The following is a 13218-nucleotide window of genomic DNA, read 5'->3' as shown; positions in this document are numbered from 1 at the left end:
GATTACATATCATTTCCTGATATCATTGCCCTGATAAGCGCCTTTGGGCTGAAGCTGTGCCTTACCTTTACCTATCTTGTAAACAAAGTCACAGTTTCTTATAGTGCTGAGTCTGTGTGCGATTACTATAAGGGTCATCTCACCGTGAAGGGCATCGATTGCTTCCATAACTGCTGCCTCAGTTTCATTATCAAGTGCTGATGTTGCTTCATCCAGTATGAGTATCTCAGGCTCGTTGTAAAGTGCTCTGGCAATACCAATTCTCTGTCTCTGACCGCCAGAAAATCTGACGCCATGCTCTCCCACTACAGTATTAAGCCCGTCTGGCAGATCCTTTAATGTATCAGTAAGCTGAGCCCTCTGGCAGGCACGCTCTAGCCTTTCCATATCAATTTCTTCATCAGAAAGGCCAAATGCAACGTTCCTTGCGATAGTATCATCCATAAGATAGATATTCTGAGGGATATAACCTATCGCATTGTGCCACTCATCAAGCTTATCTTCTATGTTTATATCATCTGCAAGTATCTGTCCGTCTGATGGTTCTAATACTCCGAGTATGATATCTGCAAGAGTTGTCTTTCCTGCACCTGACTGACCTATGAAGGCCACTGACGTATTCTTCTTAATGTCAAAAGATATATCATCAAGGATCATCCTGTCAGAATCATCATAGTGGAAAGATACGTTCTGAAGGTGCAGCACTTCCTTAAGAGAGAGCTTCTTCTTACTTCTTTCAAGACCGCCGTTCTGACTCTTCTCAACTTCCTTCATCTCAAGGAAATCATTGTAGATAGAAGTAATAGCAGCTTTCTGATAAGAAATCGTTCCAAGATACTCTGTGATCCTGTTAAAGGACGGAAGCATCCTTATAGATGCAACTGCAAATATCGATATAGTCGGAATAAAGTAATGGGTATTTACTCCAAGAAGGAGTTTTATACTTATAGCACCAAGAAGACTGCACATAGCGCCGGCTTCAATAACAGGCTTAGGAATAGAAACCATAGTGTGATAGGTGTATTCACTCTTAACTCTGCCTGCGAATGCTTCATCATATTTTCTGAAGAAAAAATCTTCCTTGTTCATGACTTTAACTTCTTTAATACCATTAAAAGCCTGCTGAACCCACTTATTGACCTGGGCTTCAAAGAAACGATTCTTCTGGCCCATGAGTCCAAGGTGCTTCTTATAGACCTTTAAGAAAAGAAGTACCAGTATGGCAAGAATAAAGCCAACTGCAATAGTTATAGTCTTATCCTTGATAAAGAGATATATTATAAGAGCTGTAACTGTCAGACCTTCTGTTGCAAGAAATACAAGCGCCTGAATAGTTCCAAAGAAATCAGCTACATCCTGATTTACATTTCTAAGAAGCTCCGATGAATTCTTTTTCTTATGATAGCTATAGGACTGGCCCAGATAGAAACGCATAAGCTTGGTAGAAAGAAAACGCATGTTAGAATATATATATTTGTACTGCCTATTGTACATAAAGATAAGATAGATATTCTTAACTATATACAAGACTATCAAAGACATAAGCAGTACAAAAACAAAAGTATTGGGATTATCTATTCCAAGGAGTCCTGCAACTGACTTATAAGGTTCCTTTTCAAGAATGATATCCTTATCAAGGATACTATTGATAACAGGGAGGATCATAGAAACTCCCAAAAGCTCAAATGCTGTTCCAATGACAATATATATGAGCAGCACTAAACTATCTGCCTTCTGTTTGTGAGTGAATATAGCTCGTAATTTCTTAAGTTCGTCCATCTATTTAAACCTTTTCTTCTTTTTGGATCTTATCAAAGAGGCTTGATCTTCCAATTATTATCAGATGAGCTGATCAAAGCTTCGCCTCAGCTCATCCATACATGCAACCACATACTCTGCCGCATCCGGTTTGAATTTGGGCTGAGATACAAAGTTATCATAGTATACATTATCCGAATTTAGTTTTTTAATCAAGGATATAGTATCTGAATTATCTCCATCGAAGTCCCATAAAAGAACTGCATCTGTATTTATCACATCCGGCTCAGGCTTACCAAGACAGCCCTGATATATAGGAATAGCTCCGCATTTAAAAGCATCAAATATCTTCTCTGTCACATATCCCGGTGCATCAACATTTTCAGGGCATATATTAAATTTAAATTCTGACAGATATTTATTCTTGTCATTGTTATAATCTTCCCAGAGTTCTTTGGTGTTGTTGCGCCATTTACCGGCAATACTAACATCGCATACACCTTCTAGACTCTTTAAGATATCTGACCTTGTCCCCCAGAAATCATGCGATGCAAGAAGCAGAGTATCCTTCCTGCCTGTGGAACGAACTGCATTTATCTCATCAATGGTTCTCTTAATATCATCATGAGTACAATCAGGATCAAAAACATATGTAAGCCATAAAGGAAAGCGGATATATTTAGTCTTCCTGCTTCCTTCAAATCCCATAAGTGAATCCTCTTCCCTATTGCCAAATCCTATAGCAAGATCCACATCTCCTGCTCCATAATTACCATACAGCTTCCTTCTGTCAGCCCATATTCTATCTTCTATAGGATCTGTCTTTAATATTCTGTGATAGACCGGCTGCTCAAGATTCTCTCCGGAAAAGAATATCTTAGCTCCATCAAAATCTTCTTTTAATTTACTATATGGTCCAAAAATACTATAGAACCTAATCCTGCGTTCAGGGTCTTTGCTTCCAGCGTCAATAAATCTTGCAAACCAGTTCTTGTGCGGGTCTTCTCTCCACCAATTAGCAAAAGTCATAACACCGTTACGAGTAACTTCACGTTCTCTGTTCCAGTTATGTGATTCTCTTAAATATCTTGCATAAAAGTGAATTATATTCATATGTCCGCCTTGTACTAAATTAAATACTTTTATTGATAATTCGTCTCACGTCTTCATTTTAACCAGAGATAACAGAGGCTCAAATTTAATCGCTGCTGCCAGTTTATAAGCCATTCTCTTTTTAAATGGCAGATATTTTGACCTCGCATATACTGACGCATCTTTCTTTATCTCTTTTTCAAATTCTGCAAGTTCTTCAGGTTTTATGTTTTTGTTTTTTCTAAACCAGTAATCCAGGTAAAACATATACCTGAAATGATAGTTCACTGCAAGTGAAGCTATCTCATTATCTCCTGCATTAGCAAAAAATTCGCAGGCACTTCTTGTAGCAGGAATGGCATCAAGGTGTCTTATATCAAGATCCTTTGTCATGATACTATCAGGTCTTACTGAATAATAATATAAGACCTTATTTACATAAGCAACAACCTCAGCATTATATAAAAGCTTAAAGGTAGTATATGTATCCTCATGGATCTTTCCCTTTGGAAATGTCAGATCAAGCTTTTCAAAAAGATCACGCCTGTATATCTTGCCCCATGTCGTAAATGACCAGCCATGAGCCTTGGACAGATATGTATTCCTAACTGCCTCTCTTGCTGATACCACCTGCGTACTGCCCTTTTTCAAATTACCTTTTGTATCTGATGTTGTAACATCTTTAGATGTTTTAACATTTTCAGATGTTTTTATATCTTCAGAAGTTTTACTATCACCAGATGTTTTATCTTCACCAGATATTACTTTTCTAATATAATCCGCAACTCCAACCTGTGCCCCTGTGGCTTCCATTCTTGTTACGATGCGTTCTATGAACTGCGTATGAATAGTATCATCAGAGTCAACAAAGGTGACATACTTACCTGTTGCCTTTTGAAGTCCAGCATTACGGGCATCAGAAAGTCCCCCGTTTTCTTTATGGATCACGTTAAACTTCTTACTGTTTTTCCTGGCAAACTTATCAGCGATTTCTCCCGAGCCATCTGTTGAGCCGTCATCAACAAGCCATACTTCGATATTTTGATATGTCTGAGCATCAATTGATTTCAAACATGTTTTCAGATAATCTTTTACGTTGTAAATCGGTACGATTACAGATACCAGTTCTTTTGTCATAATTCCTCCAAGTGTCCGGATCATCGTTTTCTTATGGAAAAGCCTGCACATAATGATACAAGTATAACGCAAAATGCCCCTGTATAAAGCCCTACAGCCAAAGCCCGTCTATTATACTCTATGACAGGTGTCATCCCCTCATAAGCATACATAGGAGTTCCTTCACCTGTATAATCAAGGATTATCTCACCACTATCTTCTAGACTTCTTACGTCTTCTTCTGTAAGCATAACTCCTGTCCAGTCATGCTCTTCGTTGATATCATCGTTAACATACATTGTAGTCGGGTGAGCTACTACAGTATAGTAACTAACGAATGCAACTATAAACATTGCAAAGAACAGGCTGACATACCTTTTCTTATTGCCTGATATCCTTGAAAAGACATCTTCTATAAATCCTGATACCCGTTCCAATATCAGGGCTTTACCGCCAACTTCCTTATCACCTATCTTCAATACATGTATTTCTTTATTCATAAAATCAGGAAGTCTTTTGGATATATTATCAGACAATTCAAAAATGCACTTTCCTATAAGAATGAATCCAATATTCCTGTATGAAGGATTAAACATGAAGGGTTCTGTAACTCCTGCTACGCAGATACCAAGCATTATAGCAAGTTCCACATCCCTGCCTTTTTTATTAAGAGAATATATTGTATAAAATAAAGCCGGTATAAGTATTATGAAGGGAATAACTCCAAGCTGTCTGAGTCCATATACATAAGAACAGTCCATTGTATAGTTATAGTTTTCAAGTTCTTCCGGTATAAATCTCATACCAAAAGGAGTTGCCGGCTGAGTAGTCAAAAAATACTTAGAAAGATAAAAACGTGTATTAAGAGCCTTATTGATCACATCAAAAAGATGTCCCTTGATAACAAGCGGGCCGATCATGGCAAATAAAAGACAGATTGGAAGTACTATCTGAGATAGTATGCTCCATATTTTCCTTGCGCTCTTAATCTGTGTCAAACAGAAATTGATGATCAGATATACCGTAACCGCTATTACACCTGTAAAGCTAAAGGCATAGGCAAACACGATCAGGTTACCGATCATAAGAAGAATGCTTATCTTAAGCATCTGCACAGCAGATTTGTTCCTTACAAAATACAGGATCAGCATAGTAAGTATCATATATGTAATGTGGGTTACATTAGGATGAGGGTAGCCAAGTCCATGACAGATAATATACATACCTATCTTGTGATGAAGCCTGTAATACTCACTGACAATGCCGGATAATGTAAGAAATGCCATAACCGGATATGCAAATCCAAGAATAAGAAGGGCTGTTTTAAATACCTTCTTCTCAGGAACACCTTTTATACCAGCAACCAATGTCATATAAAAAAGGAATCCCCTCTGATCAGTATTAAGAACGACCATAAATCCGCATATCAAAAGAACAGCCATCCAGCAAAGCTCAAATATGCTATGCCTTGACATAAGGACCTTAAATCCGAAAAGAGCCATTCCTACTACTATGGAAATGTTATATAAAAGCTGTCCGTCATAAAGGCCAATTGCCTTTGCAAAGAACATGACCGCAAAATAAAGAAGGTAACAGTACTGTGCTGCTGTTACCTTGTTATCATCTGAAGTTTGATTAGTTATTGTCTTAACGTTAGACATAATATACCTGCTATTTTATCTGTTATAAAGCTCAATCGTTGCATCAGTCATCTTGTCCCAGTTGTACTTGTCACAGATATAATCAGCTGCCATATTTTCATATTTCTCAACTGTTTCAGGATGATCTATAAGGAATCTTACTTTATTACCAAGATCTTCTACATCACTCTTTTTAAAAGATACTGCCTTATCTCCAACAACTTCGATATTCTCATCAATATCACTTACAAGGCAACACCTTCCATAACTCATGCCTTCAAGAAGACTTATGGACATACCTTCAACATCACTTGGAAGGCAGAAGATATAAGCATTTGAGCAAAGCTCTTCAAGTTCCTGATCGTGTATGAAATCTGTAAGGATAACTCTTGGATCCTCTGCTGCCATACGTCTTATCTGTTCCATATATTCAGCAGCATTGGAAAATCCCCCTGCTACTACTATCTTCATATCAGAATCAATATTCTTATATGCTTCAAGAAGATAGTGAATACCCTTTTCAGGAACTATACGGCATAAGGTCATTATATAATCGTGACCCTTAAGCCCATACTTCTTAGTGATAAGATCAGGCTTTCTGATAACAGGCCTTGATATTCCATTAGGAATATAGTGGGTATCACGGCCATAGGTCTCTTTAAAATATTCCTGAACATTTTTGGACAAGACTATGACTTCGTCTGCATACTTTGCGGCCATCTTCTCACCTGTCATGAGCATCTTGGATGCAAAGTTACCCCATTTTGCCCTCTGCCAGTCAAGACCGTGAATGGTTGCTATTACTTTCTTACCAAAAAGTTTTGGAAGCCACAGCATAAGGCAGGGGCCTTCTGCATGATAATGGATCACATCGTATCCGCCAAAGAGGGCTCTGATAGTTGCAAAGAAAGCATATACTATCGCGTTAAGCTTTCCATTATTTAAAGTCGGAACAACTATTATCCTGATGTCATCGACATAAAGTCCTGGCTTACCAGCGACTTTATGTCTTGGCTGCTTGTGCTTCTGGTAACGATTGTAACAGTCAACAACATGTCCCTTATCACGAAGCCTTGTAGCAAGTTCCCATACTACAACTTCAACGCCGCCTTCACGGGATGGAACACGCTTCTGTCCTATCATTGCTATATGAAGTTTAGATTTATTTTTATTAGAATGCATTTTCGCTTTGACATCCCATACCAATCATATTTTAGCTATTAGGCTTATGATCACACTTCGCCGCCTACAAGGTCGCACTTATCACAGAGCATAAGGCCTTTTCTTCCGGTCTTCTTCATAGCTTCTCTTATCTGCATATGCTCTTTAGAATACCAGGCTTGCTGTACAGTCATCTTATTAAGATCACCAAGATCATACTTGCCAAGTGCATCTGCTGCACAAAGACTGACATGCCCATCAGGTCTAATTATAAACTGCTGAAAAGGAAGGACGCACTTAGCCTTACTTCTATGCGCTACTTCCTTCTTATTAGGTGACTGTCCACCTCTTGAGTTCAAAATCTCATGCTTAAGACGAAGGCTGAACAGAACTTTGGGCTGAAGCTCTTCATGCTGCTCAACGTATTCATATATAGGCTTAAGATTAGGACTTAAAACCTGTTCATCACTATAATCATCAATGACCATCTCATCAAGATACTGCATGATATCTATGAACTTCTCAAGCGTCATTACAGTACCATTGGTATAAAGATGCCACTTAGCATTCGGAATCTTCTCCTTGGCATACTTTTGGAAATCAATGATCCTTGGATCAAGGAAAGGCTCATTATTACTAAAAAGAGCAATCTGGCCTCTATAATCCCACTGAGCAATCTCGTCTATGATCTTATAAAAAAGCTCATCTGTCATCTTGGCATAGGGTCTTTGAGGTTCATGAACATTGACAGGGCAGAAAGGACAATCTCCGTTACATCTGTTAACTGTCTCAATCTCTATTTCAGTAGGCTGTGGAAGGTCATTCATATCATATGAATTCACCATACGATCATTAGCCTTCTCCATTCCTGTCTTTACAAACTTGTGATAGAAATCCTTTATTACGCTTTTGTCACGGAATGAATTTCTTTTTTCTACTCTAACCATTTAAATCTCCGACTCTTAGGATATATTTATTATCTTGTATAGATTTTCATAAGTTTCTCTGCATATACTACTGCATCATCAAACAGGTCTGCTTTACAATTCAAGCGGTACTGTTTAAGTTTACCCGTATCATTATAAAGGCTTTGAACCTTTTTGACCAGCGCACTTACATCGCCGCTTTCAAACGTCTCTCCGGTAGCGTTATCAGAGTCCTTTTCAATAGTATTTATGAGTTCCGGAATGCCACCTATATCAGCTCCCATTACAGGTGTTCCAAGAGCTATAGATTCCATGACAGAATATGGGCAGTTCTCGTACCATTCTGATGGATAGATAGTAAATGCAGCGTTCTTTATAAGTTGTCTTAACTCATCACCTGACTTGAATCCAAGATTAACGACATTGGAACCTGCACCATTTATCTCATTGACAACTCCGTCCATTACAGCGTTTGCTCTTGAATCAACAGCGTCTTCAAGAGGTCCCTTACCTGCAAATACAAAGGTGATCTCAGGGAGCCTTTCCGAAGCATTAAGGATCGTACCTATTCCCTTCTCCGTACTATACCTTCCAAAATACAGGACATAAGTGTGTTCCGGTATCTTGTAATCAACAGGTTCTATATGTGAAATGTTTTTATTAGCAGCAGCCTTGACTTCATCCGGAAGGAAGTTATGAAGTGCTATAGTCTTACCTGCAAACAATGGATTCGTATCCATCTTCTTCTTCATAAACTCAGAAGGGCAGATAATGGAATCAATGTATGAATATGCTTTATTGTTCTTCCAGTATTCCGCCTCTAAACTTCCGATAACACTCTTTAACAGGCTTCCATGAATACACCTGTTCTTAGTACAGTTACCAAAGTGCCCACCAATACACTTCTCGCAATTAGCCCCGCTCTTAAGATCCCTAAGCATATGATTAGGGCATATAAGCTGGTAATCATGGGCAGTATATACTATCTTACACTTGCGACCTGTTTCCTTCCTCCAGGCATCAATTTCCAGGATTATAGAAGGTGTCAGCTGATAATTGAAATTGTTAAGGTGACACACATCAGGCTCATAGTCATCAAGTACAAGCCTTATCTTCTTCCTTGCTTCCTTTGAATATATTGTCTTAAAGGGATAAGTTATCTTAGAAAAAACAGAGCCTCCATGAAAGTCCATGTCCTTAGTGTAGGCATCCATATTGTTGCCTACACATCTGCCTTCATGTTCCATTCCAAAATACTGGACTTCATGCCCAATACTTTGGAAATACTGACCCAGGCCAAACATATATGTCTCAGATCCGCCATTTGGATAGAGGAATTTGTTGATCATCAAAATCTTCATATAAAGCCATCCACTTCAATAAAATATCTAAAATCAAAATCTATAAATGACCTAAACTACTATTATTTACCTATCTTCAATACCTTTCTAAACGCAGGGATAATAGTACTTTGAGCAAATTCATCCTTAACCGCTATTAAAGTCACAAGATATGCAATACCACTTATAGCTATAGCTATGAGAAGCCTTATTATCACATTTTCTATCAACACCTTGAACGCAATACAAATGATAAAAACAAGCACAGTTCCAACTATAGGACCAGTAAGGATCTTGCCTACATTAGAAAGCCTTATCTCTGCAGGCTTTCCTATCATACTGATAACCATGATAACAATATTCGCAGCAACAGTTGTAATAGCTGCTCCGTGTATTCCCAGCGGAGGTATCAGGATACAGTTAGTTATTGCATTTATGACCATACCTGACATGCAGGCTCTCATGAACTGCTTTTCTCTCTTAGCCGGAATCAGGATTATATTACCAAAGAAGCTTCCAACCAGCATAAACAGCATGCTAAAAGAAAGGATCCTTACTACTCCCGCCGAAGGCAAATATTCTGCCCCGCCAATAAGAGTCAATATCTCTTCCGGCATTACAAGAAGCCCTGCAAAGCATGGAAGTGCAACAGCAAGCATAAATGAAACCGTATACCTGTACAAGCTATTGAGCTGTTCATTATCATTATTATCAAACGCCTTAGTCATCTGAGGCATGATCACAAATATGATCGCATTTGCAAGCTGGGTTACAAAGTTGATCAAATATGCAGCTGTAGTATATAACCCAACCGCCGTATCATCCTTGATAACACCGATCATTGTTATATCAAGATTATTCAGGATATGCTGTGCCAATATCATAGTAACCATGGTCACTATTGGCCCGGTATGTCTCTTCCAGTCCATGTGAGTAGTAAATCTTACATGGCAATACTTTTTTCTATAAAATACATTGGCTATATAGGCGCCGCTTGATGCAATAATAGCAGTAACAGCATATGCCTTGTAATGCTCTCTGGAACGGACAAATGCAAACATGCATATAAGTGCCAATATCTGAAATACAGCCGTTCTTATAGTTATGTACCGAAAATCCTCCATTGCTGTATTGAGCCAGTCGGTTCCGATAACAGTAAGGATAATTCCGAGACTTTGTATCAGAATAAGAGTCTTATATCCGCTAAGCTTAGGAACAAATAATGTACACAGGATGAGCACAATATACGCTACTACAGCCATACAGATATTGATCGAATATATCTGACTTGAAGTCTTTTCAAGCTCCTTCTTATCGTCCTTAACAAGGCTGCATTCTCTGATGGCATATGATGTTATACCAAGAGTTGTGATAAGGGAAAAATAGCTGACAAATGAAGATGAAAAATTAACCTTACCTACATTTTCAGCTCCCAATACCCTGCTGATATAAGGAAAAGTAATAAGCGGATATATAATACTCGATATTGTTCTTATAGTATTAAAGACAGTATTCTTTTGTACTGACGGAGAATCATTCTCAATGCCCTGTCCCAAATTTTGTCCTCTTTATTTCTTCTTGTTCCTGCCGGTTGCGATCAGCCACATAAATCTTATATTGGTAAAAAAGTATCTCTTAACAAGTCTCTCCGGATTCTGAAGCATACGATACAGCCATTCAAGTCCAATAAGCTGAATCCATCCGGGAGCTCTCTTAATAGTACCTGCATGAAAATCAAATGCAGCTCCTACTCCAACGCAGACACCTCTGAACTTTCCTTTATGTGCCAGCATCCACTTCTCCTGTCTGGGAGCACCAAGACCAATCCATATAATATCTGGGTCAGCCTTATTGATCATATCTATCATCTCATCTTCTTCAGCATCAGAAAGATCTCTAAAGGGAGGCGAATAATAGCCTTTAACTATAGTTCCCGGATACTTTCTTTCGATATTAGCTTTAAGCTTATCAAGCGTCTCCTGAGTCGAGCCATAGAAGTAGTGAGTAGTCTGCCCATCCATTGATGCCTTGAGCATCTCTTCCATAAAGTCAGGTCCCGGCATTCTTACAGCTTCTGTATCAGCATCGTGACGAAGAAGTCTTGCAATAGGAGCTCCATCAGGGAAGGTTAACGCAGAGCTATTCTCAGCTTCTCTTACATCTTCTCTGTCATAAGACATAACCGTAGTGTGAACATTCGAAAAACAAATGTACTGCCCCTTAAGAAGGTCAAGGTGATTACGTACATATGTAACAGCTTCAGATATATTAGAAACCGTATAATTCACCCCAAGAACAACACCTTTACGAAGCATAGCAGTATACCTTATGGCATTATAGCCGACTGAAGAGTTGATACTTTTATGTGAAACCCTTCCGCCTTCGAAAGTTATAATGACATCCGAGGGTATATTCTTTGAAGCAAGCATTTCTGCAACTGCGCCAACCTTTTCAGGCTTACTGTCCGGAAGATATATAACTGCCCTTTCATAATTAAGATCAGCATCATCCAAGGTCAGCTCGTCATCTATATTGTCAGCCATATCTTCAACAGTTATTACTTTATCTACGATCCCGCTGCCAAGCTCTAACATCTGGTGCCTTATAACCGCCTCATGCTTCTTATCAGTTATAAGAAGGAGTTTCTGATAGATACTGTCATTTCTTATCTTTCCTAAGATACGTCTTCTGTACCAGATCCTTATAGCAGAATCAAATATCGTATTGTAGACGAAAAATGCTGCTATAACTGTTCTTGATACCCTACTGCTCCACTTGGCAATGAACAGATAGATAAGCAGTATCAAAAGGAAATAGATCTGCGTTTTGATGACAGTAAATATGATCTCTGTCCTACTCTGTTCTACAGGAAGCCCCCATTTGGAGCCTTTGGTATAGCTTAGTACTACGTTGATAAGCAGTAGTACCATGAACAAAGAAACATATAGTCCCTGTATTCCCTTTGTACGTTCATAAAATGGTGCAAGAAAAATATATCTGGAAAAAATAGCAAGGAAATATGCAGCACTAAGTGCTGCATAATCCAGATATAAAATATGTCGTCTGTATATTTTTCTCATGCGAGACTCTATATTATACTTCATGATCACTCAACCATTATAGTATGCGTTTTATATCATAAATGATCACACACTATATATTATTTTAATTAATACTCATTGCATGCCAGGCAGCATCAGCTCCATATCCACATGTAACTGTTACCGTCCGCCCTACTATAAGAGGAAGTCCTGACAAAGCTGTAGTCGCATCAAGCTTAATGAGCATAGTACCATCTGATGTAACAAGATACAAGGTGTTAAGAGTAGAGCTTGCAGATACAGTACCTGTAAAGGATGCTGTAGTCGTATATGCTCCTGCATCATTATAATTAGAATTACCAAGATTTGTAACCTTTGCAGCATGCATATATGCATCATTGCCTCTGTATAGTGCAACTGCTATTGACTGTCCCGGAATCAGTGTCAGGCATCCTGAAAAGTCTGTATTACTATCATACTTAACGATCATCGTACCATAAGATGTTGAAAAGTATAATAGCGAAGTAGTGGTTTCCGCAGTAACTGTACCTCTTACATTTGGCATTTCCACGCCGCCTACAACAATAGTATCCGGAACGCTGTTAGAAGGATCTCCATCACTTACAGTTACAGCATGGAGACATGCATCACTTCCTCTTGCAACTTTAATATAAACTGCCTTACCAATAGCAACAAGCTGACAACCTGTAAAGTCTGTCGTACTATCAACCTTGATCTGCATGGTACCTTCTGTTGTTGAAAGGAATATTACATCTTCTGTGGTCTTACTTGTAACAATGCCATATACTGTTGCAGAAGTTGAAGAGTCGACAACTGCGACGGTCTCATATATCTTAGATGCATGGAGACATGCGTCTGCGCCGCGATGACATTCTACCGTTACTTCCTTATCCGGAAGAAGCATCTTACAACCACTTAAATCCGTCTCCGGATCTATAGCGATCGTCATCTTACCCTGCGGAGTGTTCAAATAAAGATAATTACTTGTTGTATCAATACCTACCGTACCACTTACAGTGTATGTATCAAACGCATCTGATCTAATACACATTACAGAAAAGACGGCTAATACACACATTAGAAAAACTGATAATCTTGCTTTAATTCGCTTACTCATAGTTCT

10 protein-coding genes are annotated in these 13218 nt (G+C 38.6%); all 10 read right to left on the bottom strand.

The features are described from left to right. Positions 1–9: 9 nt before the first annotated feature. Positions 10–1779: an ABC transporter ATP-binding protein gene (locus BMX21_RS13710; RefSeq protein WP_051199309.1), complete on the bottom strand. Its 1770-nt coding sequence runs from the start codon at positions 1777–1779 to the stop codon at positions 10–12. Between the two features lie 60 nt (positions 1780–1839). Beyond that, on the bottom strand, positions 1840–2871 hold the full coding sequence (locus BMX21_RS13705; RefSeq protein WP_092045311.1) for a glycosyltransferase family 10 domain-containing protein: 1032 nt from the start codon (positions 2869–2871) through the stop codon (positions 1840–1842). Positions 2872–2916: 45 nt separating this feature from the next. Then, a complete protein-coding gene (locus BMX21_RS13700) occupies positions 2917–3987 on the bottom strand; it encodes a glycosyltransferase (protein WP_177174045.1) in 1071 nt (356 codons plus the stop codon). Positions 3988–4007: 20 nt separating this feature from the next. Then, positions 4008–5627 (bottom strand): hypothetical protein, encoded by a 1620-nt coding sequence (locus BMX21_RS13695; RefSeq protein ID WP_092045307.1) that lies wholly within the window; start codon positions 5625–5627, stop codon positions 4008–4010. A gap of 15 nt (positions 5628–5642) precedes the next feature. Then, entirely contained in the window at positions 5643–6788 is a 1146-nt protein-coding gene (locus BMX21_RS13690) for a glycosyltransferase family 4 protein (protein ID WP_242952929.1), read from the bottom strand. A 50-nt stretch (positions 6789–6838) separates the two neighbouring features. Continuing rightward, positions 6839–7714 (bottom strand): radical SAM/SPASM domain-containing protein, encoded by an 876-nt coding sequence (locus tag BMX21_RS13685; protein WP_092045305.1) that lies wholly within the window; start codon positions 7712–7714, stop codon positions 6839–6841. Positions 7715–7743: 29 nt separating this feature from the next. Next, the gene (locus BMX21_RS13680; RefSeq protein WP_092045303.1) at positions 7744–9054 is read right to left on the bottom strand and encodes a glycosyltransferase; all 1311 of its coding nucleotides are present in this window, start codon (positions 9052–9054) and stop codon (positions 7744–7746) included. Positions 9055–9116: 62 nt separating this feature from the next. Then, positions 9117–10589 (bottom strand): flippase, encoded by a 1473-nt coding sequence (locus tag BMX21_RS13675; RefSeq protein WP_092045301.1) that lies wholly within the window; start codon positions 10587–10589, stop codon positions 9117–9119. A gap of 12 nt (positions 10590–10601) precedes the next feature. After that, the gene (locus BMX21_RS19730) at positions 10602–12113 is read right to left on the bottom strand and encodes a WecB/TagA/CpsF family glycosyltransferase (protein ID WP_242952928.1); all 1512 of its coding nucleotides are present in this window, start codon (positions 12111–12113) and stop codon (positions 10602–10604) included. 85 nt (positions 12114–12198) lie between these two features. Next, positions 12199–13212: a hypothetical protein gene (locus tag BMX21_RS13665; protein ID WP_092045299.1), complete on the bottom strand. Its 1014-nt coding sequence runs from the start codon at positions 13210–13212 to the stop codon at positions 12199–12201. Between the last annotated feature and the right edge of the window lie 6 nt (positions 13213–13218).

The sequence above is a fragment of the Butyrivibrio sp. TB genome (genome assembly GCF_900110805.1).
GTDB lineage: Bacteria > Bacillota > Clostridia > Lachnospirales > Lachnospiraceae > Butyrivibrio > Butyrivibrio fibrisolvens_C.
The sequence above is the reverse complement of the archived record's forward strand: the minus strand, read 5'-3'. Positions and strand labels throughout refer to the sequence as shown.

Coding starts and splice junctions, on each gene's coding strand:
- BMX21_RS13685 (WP_092045305.1), bottom strand. CDS start 7,714: ATGGTTAGAGTAGAAAAAAGAAATTCATTCCGTGACAAAAGCGTAATA.
- BMX21_RS13690 (WP_242952929.1), bottom strand. CDS start 6,788: ATGCATTCTAATAAAAATAAATCTAAACTTCATATAGCAATGATAGGA.
- BMX21_RS13710 (WP_051199309.1), bottom strand. CDS start 1,779: ATGGACGAACTTAAGAAATTACGAGCTATATTCACTCACAAACAGAAG.
- BMX21_RS13705 (WP_092045311.1), bottom strand. CDS start 2,871: ATGAATATAATTCACTTTTATGCAAGATATTTAAGAGAATCACATAAC.
- BMX21_RS13665 (WP_092045299.1), bottom strand. CDS start 13,212: ATGAGTAAGCGAATTAAAGCAAGATTATCAGTTTTTCTAATGTGTGTA.
- BMX21_RS13700 (WP_177174045.1), bottom strand. CDS start 3,987: ATGACAAAAGAACTGGTATCTGTAATCGTACCGATTTACAACGTAAAA.
- BMX21_RS13680 (WP_092045303.1), bottom strand. CDS start 9,054: ATGAAGATTTTGATGATCAACAAATTCCTCTATCCAAATGGCGGATCT.
- BMX21_RS13695 (WP_092045307.1), bottom strand. CDS start 5,627: ATGTCTAACGTTAAGACAATAACTAATCAAACTTCAGATGATAACAAG.
- BMX21_RS19730 (WP_242952928.1), bottom strand. CDS start 12,113: ATGAGAAAAATATACAGACGACATATTTTATATCTGGATTATGCAGCA.